The following is a 16,486-nucleotide window of genomic DNA, read 5'->3' on the forward strand; positions in this document are numbered from 1 at the left end:
GCTTCGCCCCGCGTTCCAGGGCGAGGCCGGAGGCCGGTCACCCACCCACCCCGGTCCGCATCCTCAGCCTGTCCGGCGTTTGAGGACGAGGCCGTTGAGGCCGATGCGGGGGTCTGGGGGCGGAGCCCCCAGGGATGATGGGGGTCCCCCCTGCTCGAGCGAAGTCGAGAGCTTGGGGGAGGGTAGGGGCGGCGGGGGCGAGGGAAACGGTGGGGTCAGGGGCGTAGGGCCGTCAGTACGGTGTCCGTGAACGGAGTCCACGTTTCCGCTGCCCAGGGGCCGAACGCACGGTCCGTGAGAATGACGCACGCCGCACCCGCCACCGGGTCGATCCACAGGAACGTACCGGACTGCCCGAAGTGACCGAAGGTCCGGGGCGAGGAGGAAACCCCCGTCCAGTGGGGGGACTTGGAGTCGCGGATCTCGAAGCCGAGCCCCCAGTCGTTGGGGTTCTGGTGGCCGTACCCCGGCAGCACCCCCTTCGTACCGGGGTACTGGACGGTCATGGCCTCCAGGACCGTACGCGGATCGAGCAGCCGCGGCGCCTGCACCTCGGCCGCGAAACGCACCAGGTCCGCCACCGTCGACACCCCGTCCCTCGCGGGCGAGCCGTCCAGCGACGTCCTCGTCATCCCCAGCGGCTCCAGCACCGCCTGGCGCAGATACTCTCCGAAGGGGATGTCGGTCGCCTTGGCGACATGGTCCCCGAGCACCTCGAACCCGGCGTTGGAGTACAACCGCCGCTCCCCGGGCGCGGCCGTCACCCGGTGCTCGTCGAACGCGAGCCCGGAGGTGTGCGCGAGGAGATGACGAACCGTCGACCCGGCCGGCCCGGCAGGCTCGTCGAGCTCGATCGCCCCCTCCTCGTACGCGACGAGCGCGGCGTACGCGGCCAGCGGCTTGGTGACCGAGGCGAGGGCGAAACGGTGATCGGCGGGACCGTGCGACCCGAGCACCACCCCGTCCGCGCGGACGACGGCCGCGGCCGCCGTGGGAACGGGCCAGTTCTCGATCGACGCCAGGCTGCTCTGCAAAGACATGCCTACGAGCCTAAGCGGCTCACAGCTGCAGCCGCATCGACGGGTCGGGCTTGCGGACGAATCCGAGCGAGGCGTACAGCGGCTCGGCCTCGGCGGACGCGTTGAGATCGACCTGGAGCACGTTCCGTTCGCGGAACCAGTCGAGGAGCGTCTCCATGCACGCCCGCGCGTACCCCCGCCGCCGCGCGTCCGGATCGGTCGCGACGCTGAAGACGTGCCCGACCGCGCCGTGCGGATTGCCCGCGCGCCCGATCCGGTACTCGATCGTCCCCGCGACGAGCGCCGCGAGAGCGCCGGGCCGGTCGGGGCGGTCCGGGTGGTCCACGACGAAGGCCACGAAATCCCCGTCGGGGTCGGCGAGCCTGCCGCGTACGGTGGGGAGGGACTGGGCGTGCCACTCGGTGGACGAGGGGCCGGCGGAGGCGAAGACCGAGTCGATCATCACCTGGCGCAGGCGCAGCACTTCCTCGGCGTCCTCGGGCACGGCGCGGCGTACAAGACTCATGATCCGCACGGTAGTCAGGGCGCCCCGCGCACGTCTCCGTATTTTCGGCGGGCGTCCGTCGGACGGCGCCGGACGGGTTCTCTTCCGAATCCGCTTGCTTCGAGTGCACTCGAAGGTTTTAGCGTGGAGGTCATGACGGTGATGGAGACCACGGCCGAGGCCGCCGAGACCGGCACCAGTACGCGCACCGGGGACTGCGCCGCCCCGCCCCACCGGCCCCGGCGCCCGGACGGCCAGGACAACTACACGATCAGCGAGGTCGTCGCCTTCACCGGCCTCACCGCGCACACCCTGCGCTGGTACGAGCGGATCGGGCTGATGCCGCACATCGACCGCTCGCACACCGGTCAGCGCCGCTACAGCAACCGCGACCTGAACTGGCTCGACCTCGTCGGCAAGCTCCGGCTGACCGGGATGCCGGTCGCCGACATGGTCCGGTACGCGGAGCTGGTGCGCGAGGGGGACGACACCTACATCGCGCGCTTCGAGCTCCTGGAGGCGACCCGCCGCGACGTCAAGGCGCGGATCGCCGAGCTCCAGGGCACCCTGGCGGTTCTCGACCACAAGATCAGTTTCTACGCGGACGCCGGGCGTGCCCTGGCGTCGGAGAGGTCCCGATGACGGACAGCAGGATCGCGAACGTGGAACTGGGCACCGGCGGCCCCGAGGTCGGCGTACAGGGCCTCGGCTGCATGGGCATGAGCGCCGCGTACGGGCCCACGGACGCCGACGAGGCCCGGGCCACCCTGGAACGGGCGCTGGAACTCGGCGTCACGCTCTTCGACACGGCCGACGTGTACGGCCTGGGGGAGAACGAGAAGTTCATCTCGCCCTTCGTCAAGGCGCACCGCGACGAGGTGGTCCTCGCCACGAAGTTCGGCATCTTCCGTGATCCCGCCGAGCCGACGAAGCGGACCATCCGCAACGACACGCCGTACATCCGCCAGGCCGTCGAGGGGAGCCTGCGGCGGCTGGACGTCGAGGTGATCGACCTCTACTACATGCACCGCCGTGACGTGAACATTCCCATCGAGGAGACCGTCGCCACGATGGCCGAGCTGGTGCGCGAGGGCAAGGTCAAGCACCTCGGGCTGAGCGAGGTCACCGGCGGGGAGCTGCGCGCCGCCCACGCGGTGCACCCGATTACGGCCGTGCAGTCGGAGTGGTCGCTGTTCAGCCGGGACATCGAGGCGGGCGTGGTGCCGGCGGTCCGTGAGCTGGGCATCGCTCTGGTGCCGTACTCGCCGCTCGGGCGCGGTTTCCTCACCGGTTCGTTCGTCAACGCCGAGCAGGATCTGACCTCGGACGACTTCCGCCGTACGATGCCGCGTTTCACCGGCGACAACGCGGCCGCCAACGCCGCGCTGCTGGAGCCGGTGCGTGCGGTCGCCGAGGCGCACGGGGCGTCGCCGGGACAGATCGCGCTGGCCTGGGTGCAGCAGCAGGCGTCGTTGCTCGGGTTGCCGGTGGTGCCGATTCCGGGCACGCGCAAGCGCACGCGTGTCGAGGAGAACACGGCGGCCACGCGGATCGTCCTGACGGAGGACGAGTTGGCGGTACTGGAGCCGATCGCCTCGAAGGTGGCGGGGGAGCGGTACGCGGACATGTCGTTCTCGTCGGCGGGGCGGGAGTAGAGCCGCGCCCTACAGCTCGGCCAGCAGCTCGGCCTTCTTCGTCGTGAACTCCTCGTCCGTGACCAGGCCCGCCTGGTGGAGTTCGCCGAGGTGGCGGATGCGGTCGGCGATGTCGGCCGGGTCGCGGCGGGGAGCCGCGGTCACCGGGGTGGGACCCGAGGCCCGTACGGCCGCGAGGACCGAGGCGGCGAACGGCAGGGACTCGTGGACGGGGCCGTAACCGAGGCCGAAGACGACCGCCGCCGGGTCCTGGTCCGCCTGGGCGGGCTGTGCGGTGGCGGGCTCGCGCCGCAGGAGCCGCAGATGGCCCTCGAAGACCTCGGGGGAGCGCCACTCGACCCCGCTGAGGCCGGTGACCGGGAAGCTCTGGTCGCCGGCCTTCCACTTGGCGGAGGACGCGCCCGTCCAGAACCAGCGGAAGGACACCGCCTTGCCGTCGAAGGAGGCCTTCCCGTCGTACGCCTTGAAGTGGAGCGGCGCCTCGGGCGGCGCGACGAGGTAGCGCTCGGGCGGTTCGGCGTCCTCGGTGAGCGCGGCACGCAGCTCGTCCGCGTAGTACTCGGCGAGGGTCTCCCGGTCGGCGGGCAGCACCAGCCGGTAGGGGTCGCCCCCTTCCTTCAGCTGTCCCGCGGCCGCCTCCATCAGCGGATCGGCGCCCGCTCGCGGCACGGCGTGCAGGACGACCGTTCCGCGCTTGCCCGGCGTCAGTGTGACCCCCGCTATCGCCTCCAGGGGGATACGCCGTTCGCCGAGCGCCTGGAACAGCTTCGGCGTACGGATCCCCCGTTCGAAGCGGATGAGCACGGAGGCGGACTCGAACTCCCAGGCGGCATGAAATCCGGCCAGTACGTCACCCATGCGGGCCATCGTAAGCGGCTCGCACGTCTGCGTCGCCTCCCTGGGCGAACCGCAGTTTTTCGTCCTCTACGCGCGTCCCGCCGCCGGGGTGTCGGACAAACCCTGTCGGCACGCGCCATCCTGGTGTGCGCACTGCACCGACTCGTACGCGCCAATGCCGATCTCGGCGAAGTTGCGCAGGCTCTCGGTGCCCGGCTCGAAATAGCCTCCGTGGCCGTTCGCGCCCCGCGCGGACAGCACCCGGGCCCCGAACGCCTTCGACACCGGGTCGGCGCCGTGTCCGAGCCCACCGAATTCGAGGTAGGGCACGTCCTGGATCCAGTCGCCGGAGTCCCGCATCGCCCAGACCCGGGCGGTGGTGTGCAGCGAGGAGGCCTTCCGGGCCCGCATGCCGGGGCTGCCGGCGACCGCTATGTCGGAGACCCGGGAGGGCAGGGTGCGGGCGGCGAGGCCGCACAGCACGGAGCCGTAGCTGTGGCAGTAGAGCGCGACGGGCGCACGGCCGGGCAGGGCGCGCAGCAGCGCGTTCAGCCGGATCGCGCCCTCCTCGGCGCGGCTGCCGGTGGCGGCGTCCATGCCGAGTCCGCTGGGCGTGGTGTAGTCGGCCCAGGCGATCACGGCCGTACGGGCCTGGGGGGCGGCGGCGTGCTCGGCCCCGTACAGGGCCTGCGCCATGCCGACCGGCGCCGAGTACTTCTTGTTGGTGCGCTGGAACGTGAGCAGATCGGTGTCGACGCCCGGCACCACGATGGAGATCCGCTCGGCCCGGTCGAGGTTTCCGAAGACCTCGGCGACCCGGCCCGAACCCATGGGGTCGAAGGCGAGGAAGTCGCGCCCCTTCTGCAGCATCGCCTCGTAGCGGTGCATACGGCGCCCGGCCTGCTGCTGTCCCAGGGACGAGAGCCGGTTGTCGTTCATGCGCTTCTTCTCGACCTTGCGCTGCTGGTCGATGGCGACGCGGTTGGCCTCGTAGCGCAGGGTCAGGGGCGCGCCGTTCATGTTGCCGACCGCAAGCGGATAGCGGTGGGCGAGACGGGTGCGCTCGTGGACGTCGAGGGACGCGAAGAAGCGGGCGAGGCGGCTCGGCGTGGTGTCCGGGTCAGGCAGTCGCTGTCCGGCGACGCTGCCGTGCTCCCACGCGGAGCGGGACGCCTGGAGGGGGGTTGCCCCTCGATGGCCCTGGAGTGCGGTCCAGCCACTGGTGGCCAGCATCACGAACACCACGGCCAGCGCGAGCAGTGCGCGCCAGACGTTCAGTTGGGGGGATGAGTCGAAGGAAGTCACTGAGAGGACACCCTAGGAGAAGGTTGGCGCCTCCCGTTAAACGAGTGACTGGTATCACGTTTCTCGCAGGGTAATTGGGGCAAACCGGGTTCAGTTTCAGATAAATAGTGACGCTGTGTGCCCGGAGTTGATCGTTCCGTTCGTCACTCGGTGCGCCACTTCTCCGCCAACGCGGGCCCCACCTGGTCGAGGTAAGCGGTGGTCAACTCGCGGATCGCCGGGATGCTGTGGTCGGCCCCCTCGCTCCACAGACGGCCCGTGATGCGCATCACTCCGCCGAACACGGCCACCGCGACGCGCGGTCGCGGGTCCGCGTCCACGTCGAGTCCCTCGCGCTCGGCGATGACCCGCGCGATCTCCTCCTCCAGTTCCGCGGAGCGCCGCAGATAGGCGGCGAGGAGGGCGGGTGTCGACTCGATCAACTGGTAGGCGCGCATGTGCAGTTCGAGCGGCACGACGGACTCGATCGACTCGCCGATGGTGTCCCAGCCCTCCAGGACGGCGCGGCGCAGCGCCTCCAACGGGGCTTCCTGGGGCGGGCGTTCGCGCACGGCGGCGAGGAAGCGCGCCTCCGCGACCCCCTGGGTGAACAGGGCGACCTCCTCCTTGCCCGCGAAGTACCGGAAGAAGGTGCGCTGTGAGACGTCGACGGCCTCCGCGATCTCGTCGACGGTCGTGCGCTCGTAACCCTGGGTGGTGAACAGTTCGAGGGCGGCCCGCAGCAGTGCCTCCCGGGTGCGCTGCTTCTTGCGCTCGCGCAGGCTCGCCCGGGGTGACGTCTGGGCGGCTGTCGTCTCCATGAGGTCCTCTTCTGTTCTTTCAGCCCAGCTCAGCGTACTGGCGGGTGACGTGACAGTTACCGACTTGTGAATTGGTTTGTCAACTGTCAGTGGCTGTCACTAGCCTCGAAGGTATGACTAGTCAGACCACCATCGACACGACGGGTTCGGGGGACAAGGCTCCGGTCAGTCCGTCGGACAAGGCGCCGTCCGACGGACTGCGCGGCCATCCGTGGTTCACCCTGTTCACCGTTGCCGTCGGCGTCATGATGGTCGCCCTGGACGGCACCATCGTGGCCATCGCCAACCCGGCCATCCAGAAGGACCTGGACGCGAGCTTCGCCGACGTCCAGTGGATCACCAACGGCTACTTCCTCGCGCTCGCGGTCACTCTGATCACCGCGGGCAAGCTCGGTGACCGCTTCGGCCACCGCCAGACCTTCCTCATAGGCGTGGTCGGTTTCGCCGCGGCCTCCGGCGCGATCGGCTTCTCCAGCAGCATCGCCCTGGTCGTCACCTTCCGCGTCTTCCAGGGCCTGTTCGGCGCGCTGCTGATGCCGGCCGCGCTCGGCCTGCTGCGGGCCACCTTCCCGGCCGAGAAGCTGAACATGGCGATCGGCATCTGGGGCATGGTCATCGGCGCCTCCACCGCGGGCGGCCCGATCCTCGGAGGTCTGCTGGTCCAGCACGTCAGCTGGCAGTCGGTGTTCTTCATCAACGTGCCGGTGGGCGTCATCGCGCTGGTCCTCGGCCTGGTGATCCTCCTCGACCACCGCGCCGAGAACGCCCCCCGCTCCTTCGACGTCCTGGGTATCGCGCTGCTCTCCGGCGCCATGTTCTGCCTGGTCTGGGCGCTCATCAAGGCCCCGACCTGGGGCTGGGGCGACGGCCTGACCTGGACGTTCCTGGGTGCCTCGGTGCTGGGCTTCGTGCTCTTCGCCCTGTGGGAGAAGCGGGTCGAGGAGCCGCTGATCCCGCTGGGGCTCTTCCGCTCCGTACCGCTGTCGGCCGGTGTGGTCCTCATGGTGCTGATGGCCATCGCCTTCCTGGGCGGCCTGTTCTTCGTCACGTTCTACTTGCAGAACGTGCACGGTATGAGCCCGGTCGACGCCGGTCTGCATCTCCTCCCGCTCACCGGAATGATGATCGTGGGCTCACCGCTGGCCGGTGCCCTGATCACCAAGACGGGCCCGCGCATCCCGCTGGCGGGCGGCATGGCCCTCACCGCGATCTCCATGTACGGCATGTCCACGCTCGGCACGGGCACCAGCGGCGCCGTCATGTCGCTCTGGTTCGCCGGTCTCGGTCTCGGCCTCGCGCCGGTCATGGTCGGCGCGACCGAGGTCATCGTGGGCAACGCGCCGATGGAGCTCTCCGGTGTGGCCGGCGGCCTCCAGCAGGCCGCGATGCAGATCGGCGGCAGCCTCGGTACGGCCGTGCTGGGCGCCGTGATGGCCTCCAAGGTCGACGGGGACCTCGCGGGCAACTGGGCCGACGCCAAGCTGCCGCCGCTCACCCCGGCCCAGCTCGACCAGGCCTCCGAGGCCGTCCAGGTCGGCGCCGCACCGGTCGCCCCGGGCACCCCGGCCGCACTCGCCGAGAAGATCACGACCGTCGGCCACGACACGTTCATCTCCGGCATGAGCCTGGCCTGCCTGGTCGCCGCCGGGGTCGCCGTCGTGGCGGTCTTCGTCGCGCTCCTCACCAAGCGGGGCGACAACGCCGAGGCGGCGGGGGCGGGCGCCGGCCATATCTGAGTCCGCAGGTCTGACCAGCCCTGTTTCGCGCGGGTTTCACCTATCCGGGTGACACCGCTGAAGATCCCTCCCACCCGGCAGCCGTCGCACCTCACAGTGGGTCAAGTCCTCCGCACGACAGGGGAGGACCACCGGAACTGCGGCGCGCTGCCGGAGGGGGGCGGCGCGCCCGCAGTCCGAAGAGGGGTGGAGCCGCCCCGTCAGGGGCGCCCTTCAGGGGCGCGGGGAACTGCGCGACCAGCCACAACGGACCCGCACCCGACAGCGAGCCCCCGCGCGCTAGCGCGAACGCTCCTCCGCACCTTCCGGCACCGGGTGCCGAACCCCACCACCCAGCGCAGCCACCTCCGCGCGGAGCGCCCGCACCTCCTCCGTGAGCGACTCGATCGCCGCCGTCTGCCGCCGCTCCTCCACGTCGTCCTTCTCGAACCGCGAGATGAACCACGCGGCGATGTTCGCGGTCACGACACCGAGCAGCGCGATCCCGGAGAGCATCAGCCCGACCGCGATCATCCGCCCGAGACCGGTGGTCGGCGCGTGATCCCCGTACCCCACCGTCGTCATCGTGGTGAACGACCACCACACGGCGTCACCCAGCGTCTTGATGTTCCCGTTCGGCGACTCCCGCTCCACCGACAGCACCGCGAGCGAGCCGAACATCAGCAGTCCGACGACCGCGCCCCCGACGTAGGTCGTCAGCCGGATCTGCTGATCCATCCGGGCCCGCCGCCCCACCAACGTGAGCGTCGCGACGAGCCGCAGCAGTCGCAGCGGCTGGAGAATCGGCAGGATCACCGCGCACAGGTCCATCCAGTGCGTACGGACGAAGTCCTTGCGGTCCCGGACGAGTGTGAGGCGCACGAGGTAGTCGGCGGCGAACACGCCCCAGACCGTCCACTCCACGGCCGTGCACGCGCCCGTCAGGCCACGGCTCGCGTCGCTGTCCACGATCGGCACGGCATAGGCGACGGCGAAGGCCACCGCGAGCCCCAGCAGGGGCCGCTGCGTGCGCTGCTCCCAACGGACCTGCGCCGATTGCTCGTTCATGTCCGCATCGTAGGTGCACACAGCACACGCAAGAGGCACGGGAACCCGGCTGACCAGCTCCCCGCGCCTCTAGGCCCTGTCGTTTGTTCTCCAGGCGCTCGCGCGGAGCGCCTACGCGTCGCCGCCCGCGGCTCCCGGGTCGGCCGATGCCACGTCGAGCAGCTGGTAGCGGTCGATCGCCTGCTTCAGCACCGATCGGTCGACCTTGCCCTCACGGGCCAGCTCGGTCAGCACCGCGACCACGATCGACTGCGCGTCGATGTGGAAGAAGCGCCGAGCCGCGCCGCGCGTGTCCGCGAAGCCGAAGCCGTCCGCGCCCAGCGACTGGTACGTGCCGGGCACCCACCGCGAGATCTGGTCCGGAACCGATCGCATCCAGTCGGAGACGGCCACGAACGGACCCTCGGCGCCGCTCAGTTTCTGCGTCACGTACGGGACGCGCTGCTCCTCCTCGGGGTGCAGCAGATTGTGCCGCTCCACGTCGACGGCCTCGCGCCGCAGCTCGTTCCAGGAGGTCGCCGACCAGACGTCGGCGCGCACGTTCCACTCCTCGGCGAGGATCCGCTGCGCCTCGACCGCCCACGGCACGGCGACACCGGACGCCAGGATCTGCGCCGGGACGGAACCCGAAGTTCCCTCCGCGTAGCGGTGGATGCCCTTGAGGATGCCGTCCACGTCGACGTCCGCGGGCTCGGCCGGGTGCTGGATCGGCTCGTTGTAGACGGTGAGGTAGTAGAAGACGTCCTCGCCGTGCGGGTGTTCGTCGGACGAGCCGTACATCCGGCGCAGACCGTCCTTGACGATGTGCGCGATCTCGAACCCGAACGCAGGGTCGTACGCGACACAGCCCGGGTTGGTCGAGGCGAGCAGCTGCGAGTGGCCGTCCGCGTGCTGAAGACCCTCACCGGTCAGAGTCGTACGCCCGGCGGTCGCGCCCAGGACGAAACCGCGCGCCAACTGGTCGGCCATCTGCCAGAACTGGTCACCGGTGCGCTGGAAACCGAACATCGAGTAGAAGACGTAGACCGGGATCAGCGGCTCGCCGTGCGTGGCGTACGCCGAACCCGCGGCGATCAGCGAGGCCGTGCAGCCCGCCTCCGAGATGCCGTCGTGCAGCATCTGACCGGTCGGCGACTCCTTGTACGCGAGGAGCAGATCGCGGTCCACGGACTCGTACTGCTGACCGAGCGGGTTGTAGATCTTCGCGCTCGGGAAGAACGAGTCCATGCCGAACGTGCGGTACTCGTCCGGCGCGATCAGCACGAACCGCTTGCCGATCTCCTTGTCCCGCATGAGGTCCTTCAGCAGTCGCACGAACGCCATGGTCGTGGCGATCGACTGCTGACCGGAGCCCTTCTTCACACTCGCGTACGCCGTGTCGTCCGGCAGGGCCAGCGGCTGCGACCGTACGACGCGCGTGGGGACGTATCCGCCGAGTCCCTTGCGGCGGTCGTGCATGTACTGGATCTCTTCCGAGTTCCGGCCCGGGTGGTAGTACGGCGGGGCGCCGGACTCCAGCTCCTTGTCGGAGATCGGCAGGTGCAGACGGTCCCGGAAGCCCTTGAGGTCGGCGACCGTCAGCTTCTTCATCTGGTGCGTGGCGTTGCGGCCCTCGAAGTTCGGGCCCAGCGTCCAGCCCTTGACCGTCTGCGCCAGGATCACCGTCGGCTGGCCCTTGTGCGCCTTGGCCGCCGAGAACGCCGCGAAGATCTTCTTGTGGTCGTGACCGCCGCGCCCCAGGTGCAGGATCTGGTCGTCGGTCATGTTCTCGACCATCGCCCGCAGCCGGTGGTCGTCCCCGAAGAAGTGCCGGCGGATGTAGTCGCCCGTCTCGGTGGCGTACGTCTGGAACTGGCCGTCCGGGGTGGTGTTCAGCTTGTTGACCAGCACGCCGTCGCGGTCCTGCGCGAGCAGCGGGTCCCAGGTGCGGTCCCAGACCAGCTTGATGACGTTCCAGCCGGCGCCCCGGAACTGGGACTCCAGCTCCTGGATGATCTTTCCGTTGCCGCGTACCGGGCCGTCGAGGCGCTGGAGGTTGCAGTTGACGACGAAGGTCAAGTTGTCCAGGGCCTCTCGAGCGGCGATGGACAGCTGTCCGAGCGATTCCGGCTCGTCCATCTCGCCGTCCCCGAGGAACGCCCAGACGTGTGACTTGGAGGTGTCCGCGATGCCGCGCGCCTCCATGTAGCGGTTCATCCGCGCCTGGAAGATCGCGCCGAGCGGACCGAGGCCCATGGAGACGGTCGGGAACTCCCAGAAGCCCGGCATCAGGCGGGGGTGCGGGTACGAGGACAGACCGTACGGAGCCTTCGACTTCTCCTGCCGGAACGCGTCGAGCTGCTGCTCGGAGAGCCGGTCGAGGAGGAACGCGCGGGCGTAGATACCGGGGGAGGCGTGCCCCTGGAAGAAGATCTGGTCGCCGCCGTCGCCCTCGTCCTTGCCACGGAAGAAGTGGTTGAAGCCGACGTCGTAGAGCGATGCGGAGGAGGCGAAGGTGGCGATGTGACCGCCGACGCCGATACCGGGACGCTGGGCGCGCGAGACCATCACGGCGGCGTTCCAGCGGGTGGCGTTGAGGACCTTGCGCTCGATCTCCTCGTTGCCGGGGAAGAAGGGCTCGTCCTTGGTGGCGATCGTGTTGACGTAGTCCGTGCTGCGCATCTCGGGCACGGCCACGCGCTTCTCGCGGGCCCTTTCGATCAGCCGCAGCATCAGATAGCGGGCGCGCTCACGGCCGCGCTCGTCGACGGCGGCGTCGAGGGAGTCGAGCCACTCCTGGGTCTCTTCGGGGTCGAAGTCCGGGACCTGACTGGGAAGGCCGCCAATGATGATCGGATTGCGATCGGATCCGGAAACCACGCTGTTCCTTCACTGTCAGAGGGGCGTGTGAGGGCTGCCCGAGGGGTTGTCTGGGACGCTGTCTGGGGCGGTTTTTCGGTCTGTCTGCACCGTTCCCCATCGTGTACCTCGGGAACGGAATCGTCATCTCTACCGAGAGGTAACCAACACATTCCTGCAGTTCGTTGGGACGTGCCCGACCAAAACGCAACGATACGCTCACTCCGTGACGCGTTCCGCAAAGTCGTTCGGGTCTCGTACGCTCCAAGGGTTCCGAAATTCATAAATGGGGCAGAAGGGTGTGGTGTGCGTCACTTGTGGCCTTGAACCCACGCCTGGGGTTGCGCCGACACCGCCGGGATCGTCACCGTTTCGGCGGTCTTGACGGCCGGGTACTTGCGCGATCCGTCCCGCCCGTGTGGACTACGGCCAATGCTTCGCGTACGCGCGTGGCTGAGACATCTACCGAAACATGATCAGGAGGCAAGCCGTGAGCGCGACCGCGGACCACGCGGAGGAGCGGACCAACCCGGCCGGCAGGCTGGGGTTCGAGCCCGGACAGGTGGTCCAGGAGATCGGCTTCGACGACGACGTTGACCACGAGCTCCGTGAAGGTATCGAATCGTTGATCGGCCAGGACCTGGTCGACGAGGACTACGACGACGTCGCTGACGTCGTATTGCTGTGGTTCCGCGACGAGGACGGCGACCTTACGGACGCTCTGGTGGACGCCATCGGTCTCCTTGAGGACGGCGGCATGATCTGGCTGCTGACCCCGAAGACCGGCCGGGACGGCTACGTCGAGCCCAGCGACATCAGTGACGCCGCCCAGACTGCCGGCCTCTCCCAGACGAAGAGCATCTCGGTCGGGAAGGAGTGGTCGGGCACGCGTCTGGCCACGCCCAAGTCGAAGCGCTGAGCTTTCGCTCCGTCTGCCGCACCAAACCACCCAAGAGGCCCCCGTCGGCGTTCCCGCCGTCGGGGGCCTCCCCCATGCCCCGGCGTTCCCACGCGGCCGCCGGGGGCCCGCGCCCGGGCCTGTGGGCCCCACCCACACCGGACCCCCTCAGCGCCGGGGGCCACCCGGACCCCGAGCCGAAACGGCAGTCTCCGACGCGAGTCCCCACCCGGATGGCGGCAACACCCGCGAGACGTTGTGCCGCAGCCGGGCGCCGCGACGGAATACGGAATGACGAGGTCCCGCGGTTGGCCCCGCGCCGGGGCGCCGGGGGTGCCCGGGTCGGGCGGTGCCCGCATGGCGGGGTGACCCGGGGCGAGCGTCGGGGCGGTGGCGCTCGGGGGCGGCCGGGCGGGAGCGTCGGGGTGAGGGCCCCTCGGCGCTGCCGGGCGGCGCGTGCCGCGGGCGTGGCGCGTGGGGTGTGTGGGCGGGGTGAGGCCGGTGGGGTTGGGGGGTGCTGCGTAGGGTGGGGTTCACCCGAACAGGCCCTTGGAAGGGGAGCGAGTGACTATGGCGATCGAGGTCGGCACCGAGGCACCGGACTTCGAGCTCAAGGACAACCACGGCGCCACCGTGAAGCTGTCCGACTTCCGCGGTGAGAAGAACGTGGTGCTGCTCTTCTACCCGTTCGCCTTCACCGGCGTGTGCACCGGCGAGCTGTGTGCCCTGCGCGACGAACTGCCGAAGTTCGTCAACGACGACGTCCAGCTGCTGGCCGTCTCCAACGACTCCATCCACACCCTGCGCGTCTTCGGCGAGCAGGAGGGCCTGGAGTACCCGCTGCTCGCCGATTTCTGGCCGCACGGCAACACTTCGCGCGCCTACGGCGTCTTCGACGAGGACAAGGGTTGTGCCGTGCGCGGCACCTTCATCATCGACAGGGCGGGCGTCGTCCGCTGGACCGTCGTCAACGGTCTGCCGGACGCGCGTGACCTGAACGAGTACGTGAAGGCGCTCGACACCCTGTGAGCCCGACACCCTGTGATTGTTCGGTCGCAGGGCCTGCAGGGTGCGGGAACCCGTCACTAGGATCGACACGTTGATCCGATACCAACGCAGGACGGGGCTCCCCGCCCCTGGACACCATTGGGAGGACTCGTGGGAGTCAGCCTCAGCAAGGGCGGCAACGTATCGCTGACCAAGGAGGCCCCGGGACTGACCGCGGTCATCGTCGGTCTGGGATGGGACGCCCGAACCACCACCGGCGTCGACTTCGACCTCGACGCCAGCGCCATCCTCACGAACGCGGACGGCAAGGTGAGCACCGACCAGAACTTCGTGTTCTTCAACAACCTGAAGAGCCCGGACGGTTCGGTCGAGCACACCGGGGACAACATCACCGGTGAGGGCGAGGGCGACGACGAGCAGATCAAGGTCAACCTCGCCGCCGTGCCCGCCGACGTCCAGAAGATCGTGTTCCCGGTCTCCATCTACGACGCCGAGAACCGCCAGCAGTCCTTCGGCCAGGTCCGCAACGCGTTCATCCGCGTGGTGAACCAGGCCGGCGAGGCGGAGATCGCGCGCTACGACCTCTCCGAGGACGCCTCGACGGAGACCGCCATGGTCTTCGGCGAGCTGTACCGCAACGGCCCGGAGTGGAAGTTCCGCGCCATCGGCCAGGGCTACGCCTCGGGCCTGCGCGGCATCGCGCAGGACTTCGGCGTCAACGTCTGACACGACTGTCCGACACGACCGTCGGACGGGCCCGCGTCGGACGCGAACGTCTGATCTGAACGTTTGACGCGACCGTCCGACGTGAACGTCTGAGCCGTACGGCCTTCGGCTCCAGGCCCGGCGCCGCACGCTTCATGTGCGGCGCCGGACCCGCTGGACCACCGCGCGCAGGTCGCGCGGTACAACTGAAAGTTTGACCTCGGGGAGGACCAGCATCATGGGCGTCACGCTCGCCAAGGGAGGCAATGTCTCCCTCTCCAAGGCCGCACCCAACCTCACGCACGTGATGATCGGGCTCGGCTGGGACGCGCGCTCCACCACCGGAGCCGATTTCGACCTCGACGCCAGCGCCCTGCTGTGCAATTCCGGCCGGGTGCTCGGCGACGAGTGGTTCATCTTCTACAACCAGCTCAAGAGCCCGGACGGCTCCGTGGAGCACACCGGTGACAACCTCACGGGTGAGGGCGAGGGCGACGACGAGTCGATCCTGATCGACCTCTCCAAGGTGCCGGCCAACGTCGACAAGATCGTGTTCCCGGTCTCCATCCACGACGCCGACAACCGCGGTCAGACCTTCGGCCAGGTCAGCAACGCGTTCATCCGCGTGGTGAACCAGGCCGACGGCCAGGAGCTCGCACGCTACGACCTCTCCGAGGACGCCTCGACGGAAACAGCGATGATCTTCGGCGAGGTCTACCGCTACAACCAGGAGTGGAAGTTCCGAGCGGTCGGACAGGGGTACGCGTCCGGTCTGCGCGGCATCGCGCTCGACTTCGGAGTCAATGTTTCCTAGGGCCCGCCCGAGTCAGCCGAAGGGGCGGCCCTCTAGACTTCGTGGTCAACAGTAGGTAAAGCCGAGTACGGCGCGGGGGAGACCCGTACATACACGATGATTGGGTAGCCAGTGCTTCTGAAAACCTTCGGCTGGTCGTTTGCGGTCACCGCGCTCGGCTTGGTCGCAGCGGTGATCTACGGGGGGTGGACCGCCTTTGGCATCGTGGCGATCTTGGCCGTCCTGGAGATCTCGCTGTCCTTCGACAACGCGGTGGTCAACGCCGGGATCCTGAAGAAGATGAATGCCTTCTGGCAGAAGATCTTCCTCACGGTGGGTGTGCTGATCGCCGTCTTCGGCATGCGACTGGTCTTCCCCGTCGTGATCGTGGCGGTCACGGCCAAGAAGGGTCCGATCGAGGCGGTCAACCTCGCGCTGACCGACAAGGACCAGTACCAGCAGCTGGTCACGGACGCCCACCCGGCGATCGCCGCCTTCGGTGGCATGTTCCTTCTGATGATCTTCCTCGACTTCATCTTCGAGGACCGGGACATCCAGTGGCTGCGCTGGATCGAGCGCCCGCTCGCCAAGCTCGGCAAGGTCGACATGCTGTCGGTCTGCATCGCCCTGGCCGTGCTGCTGGTCTCCTCCATGACCTTCGCGGTCCACGCTCACCAGCACGGCGGCGCGCACATCGACAAGGCGCAGACGGTACTGATCGCCGGCATCGCGGGCCTGATCACGTACATGGTCGTGGGCGGACTCTCCGGCTACTTCGAGGACAAGCTCGAGGAAGAGGAGGAGCGCGAGCACGAGGAAGAGGAGGAGGCCGCACGGACCGGCAAGAAGAAGCCGGCCGTCGTCCTCGCCGGTCAGGCCGCGTTCTTCATGTTCCTCTACCTCGAGGTCCTGGACGCGTCCTTCTCCTTCGACGGTGTGATCGGCGCCTTCGCCATCACCAACGACATCGTGCTGATGGCGCTCGGCCTCGGCATCGGCGCCATGTACGTCCGCTCGCTCACGGTCTACCTGGTCCGCCAGGGCACCCTCGACGACTACGTCTACCTGGAGCACGGCGCGCACTACGCCATCGGCGCCCTCGCCGTGATCCTCCTGGTCACCATCCAGTACCAGATCCATGAGGTCATCACCGGTCTCGTCGGTGTCGTCCTGATCGCCTGGTCCTTCTGGTCCTCGGTGCGTCGCAACAGGGCGCTCGCGGCGGCCGAGGGAAAAGCGACGGCCTCGGACGACAAGGCTGAGGTCTCGTCCGGGGTGTGAGTCCGGGAGCGTGATTCCGGGAACGCTCTGAGCGGGGCGGCCGTCGAGGACGAGTCCTC

The 16,486-nt window shown here is 68.9% G+C and carries 16 protein-coding genes and 1 pseudogene; 9 read left to right on the plus strand and 8 right to left on the minus strand.

The genetic code is table 11. From position 1 onward, the window contains the following. Positions 1–215: 215 nt before the first annotated feature. Together ACZ7M3_RS15185 and ACZ7M3_RS15190 are read right to left on the minus strand one after the other, a co-directional pair. Complete coding sequence (locus ACZ7M3_RS15185) at positions 216–1,040, minus strand: serine hydrolase domain-containing protein (RefSeq protein WP_472063589.1); 825 nt, start codon at positions 1,038–1,040, stop codon at positions 216–218. A 19-nt stretch (positions 1,041–1,059) separates the two neighbouring features. Further along, positions 1,060–1,545, minus strand: coding sequence for a GNAT family N-acetyltransferase (locus ACZ7M3_RS15190; RefSeq protein WP_355489500.1), 486 nt, complete (start codon positions 1,543–1,545; stop codon positions 1,060–1,062). A gap of 132 nt (positions 1,546–1,677) precedes the next feature. On the opposite strand from ACZ7M3_RS15190, the gene ACZ7M3_RS15195 reads away from it, so the two are divergent. Together ACZ7M3_RS15195 and ACZ7M3_RS15200 are read left to right on the plus strand one after the other, a co-directional pair. Then, positions 1,678–2,166, plus strand: a complete 489-nt coding sequence (locus ACZ7M3_RS15195; protein WP_472063591.1) for a MerR family transcriptional regulator — start codon at positions 1,678–1,680, stop codon at positions 2,164–2,166. After that, positions 2,163–3,179 carry an aldo/keto reductase gene (locus ACZ7M3_RS15200; protein ID WP_472063593.1) on the plus strand — a complete coding sequence of 339 codons (1,017 nt, stop codon included), beginning with the start codon at positions 2,163–2,165 and terminating at the stop codon, positions 3,177–3,179. The genes ACZ7M3_RS15195 and ACZ7M3_RS15200 overlap by 4 nt, the downstream gene beginning before the upstream one ends. A 9-nt stretch (positions 3,180–3,188) precedes the next feature. Here ACZ7M3_RS15200 and ACZ7M3_RS15205 read toward each other — a convergent pair whose 3' ends face one another. From ACZ7M3_RS15205 to ACZ7M3_RS15215, 3 genes are all read right to left on the minus strand, one after another. After that, positions 3,189–4,037: a DUF4429 domain-containing protein gene (locus ACZ7M3_RS15205; RefSeq protein WP_472063595.1), complete on the minus strand. Its 849-nt coding sequence runs from the start codon at positions 4,035–4,037 to the stop codon at positions 3,189–3,191. Positions 4,038–4,103: 66 nt separating this feature from the next. Next, on the minus strand, positions 4,104–5,321 hold the full coding sequence (locus ACZ7M3_RS15210) for an alpha/beta hydrolase (protein WP_472063596.1): 1,218 nt from the start codon (positions 5,319–5,321) through the stop codon (positions 4,104–4,106). Between the two features lie 143 nt (positions 5,322–5,464). Next, positions 5,465–5,842: an acyl-CoA-like ligand-binding transcription factor gene (locus tag ACZ7M3_RS15215; protein ID WP_472063895.1), complete on the minus strand. Its 378-nt coding sequence runs from the start codon at positions 5,840–5,842 to the stop codon at positions 5,465–5,467. Between ACZ7M3_RS15215 and ACZ7M3_RS15220 the strand changes: the two genes are divergently transcribed. Further along, positions 5,759–5,962 (plus strand): hypothetical protein, encoded by a 204-nt coding sequence (locus ACZ7M3_RS15220; RefSeq protein ID WP_472063896.1) that lies wholly within the window; start codon positions 5,759–5,761, stop codon positions 5,960–5,962. The two genes, ACZ7M3_RS15215 and ACZ7M3_RS15220, sit on opposite strands and share 84 nt — an antisense overlap. On the opposite strand, the pseudogene ACZ7M3_RS15225 reads toward ACZ7M3_RS15220, so the two are convergent. Further along, positions 5,930–6,121: pseudogene (locus ACZ7M3_RS15225) on the minus strand (TetR family transcriptional regulator); the annotation flags it as partial. The gene ACZ7M3_RS15220 and the pseudogene ACZ7M3_RS15225 sit on opposite strands and share 33 nt — an antisense overlap. Before the next feature lie 113 nt (positions 6,122–6,234). Here ACZ7M3_RS15225 and ACZ7M3_RS15230 point away from each other — a divergent pair. Beyond that, on the plus strand, positions 6,235–7,857 hold the full coding sequence (locus ACZ7M3_RS15230) for an MFS transporter (protein WP_472063598.1): 1,623 nt from the start codon (positions 6,235–6,237) through the stop codon (positions 7,855–7,857). 279 nt (positions 7,858–8,136) lie between these two features. On the opposite strand, the gene ACZ7M3_RS15235 is transcribed toward ACZ7M3_RS15230, so the two are convergent. Beyond that, entirely contained in the window at positions 8,137–8,904 is a 768-nt protein-coding gene (locus ACZ7M3_RS15235) for a potassium channel family protein (protein ID WP_472063600.1), read from the minus strand. Positions 8,905–9,015: 111 nt separating this feature from the next. Then, positions 9,016–11,763, minus strand: a complete 2,748-nt coding sequence (gene aceE / locus ACZ7M3_RS15240) for a pyruvate dehydrogenase (acetyl-transferring), homodimeric type (protein ID WP_472063601.1) — start codon at positions 11,761–11,763, stop codon at positions 9,016–9,018. Between the two features lie 469 nt (positions 11,764–12,232). Between aceE and ACZ7M3_RS15245 the strand changes: the two genes are divergently transcribed. The 5 genes from ACZ7M3_RS15245 to ACZ7M3_RS15265 all read left to right on the plus strand — a co-directional run bounded on the left by ACZ7M3_RS15245 (position 12,233) and on the right by ACZ7M3_RS15265 (position 16,427). Then, positions 12,233–12,661 carry a DUF3052 domain-containing protein gene (locus ACZ7M3_RS15245; protein ID WP_054231000.1) on the plus strand — a complete coding sequence of 143 codons (429 nt, stop codon included), beginning with the start codon at positions 12,233–12,235 and terminating at the stop codon, positions 12,659–12,661. Between the two features lie 549 nt (positions 12,662–13,210). Beyond that, positions 13,211–13,669: a peroxiredoxin gene (locus ACZ7M3_RS15250; RefSeq protein ID WP_472063603.1), complete on the plus strand. Its 459-nt coding sequence runs from the start codon at positions 13,211–13,213 to the stop codon at positions 13,667–13,669. A gap of 129 nt (positions 13,670–13,798) precedes the next feature. Further along, positions 13,799–14,374, plus strand: coding sequence for a TerD family protein (locus ACZ7M3_RS15255; protein ID WP_054230998.1), 576 nt, complete (start codon positions 13,799–13,801; stop codon positions 14,372–14,374). Between the two features lie 217 nt (positions 14,375–14,591). Next, complete coding sequence (locus ACZ7M3_RS15260) at positions 14,592–15,167, plus strand: TerD family protein (RefSeq protein ID WP_054230997.1); 576 nt, start codon at positions 14,592–14,594, stop codon at positions 15,165–15,167. A 111-nt stretch (positions 15,168–15,278) separates the two neighbouring features. Then, complete coding sequence (locus ACZ7M3_RS15265) at positions 15,279–16,427, plus strand: DUF475 domain-containing protein (RefSeq protein ID WP_472063605.1); 1,149 nt, start codon at positions 15,279–15,281, stop codon at positions 16,425–16,427. The last annotated feature ends 59 nt before the right edge of the window (positions 16,428–16,486 follow it).

It is taken from the genome of Streptomyces sp. NPDC111656, assembly GCF_055656965.1.

Coding starts and splice junctions, on each gene's coding strand:
- ACZ7M3_RS15185 (WP_472063589.1), bottom strand. CDS start 1,040: ATGTCTTTGCAGAGCAGCCTGGCGTCGATCGAGAACTGGCCCGTTCCC.
- ACZ7M3_RS15190 (WP_355489500.1), bottom strand. CDS start 1,545: ATGAGTCTTGTACGCCGCGCCGTGCCCGAGGACGCCGAGGAAGTGCTG.
- ACZ7M3_RS15195 (WP_472063591.1), top strand. CDS start 1,678: ATGACGGTGATGGAGACCACGGCCGAGGCCGCCGAGACCGGCACCAGT.
- ACZ7M3_RS15200 (WP_472063593.1), top strand. CDS start 2,163: ATGACGGACAGCAGGATCGCGAACGTGGAACTGGGCACCGGCGGCCCC.
- ACZ7M3_RS15205 (WP_472063595.1), bottom strand. CDS start 4,037: ATGGGTGACGTACTGGCCGGATTTCATGCCGCCTGGGAGTTCGAGTCC.
- ACZ7M3_RS15230 (WP_472063598.1), top strand. CDS start 6,235: ATGACTAGTCAGACCACCATCGACACGACGGGTTCGGGGGACAAGGCT.
- ACZ7M3_RS15235 (WP_472063600.1), bottom strand. CDS start 8,904: ATGAACGAGCAATCGGCGCAGGTCCGTTGGGAGCAGCGCACGCAGCGG.
- ACZ7M3_RS15250 (WP_472063603.1), top strand. CDS start 13,211: ATGGCGATCGAGGTCGGCACCGAGGCACCGGACTTCGAGCTCAAGGAC.
- ACZ7M3_RS15260 (WP_054230997.1), top strand. CDS start 14,592: ATGGGCGTCACGCTCGCCAAGGGAGGCAATGTCTCCCTCTCCAAGGCC.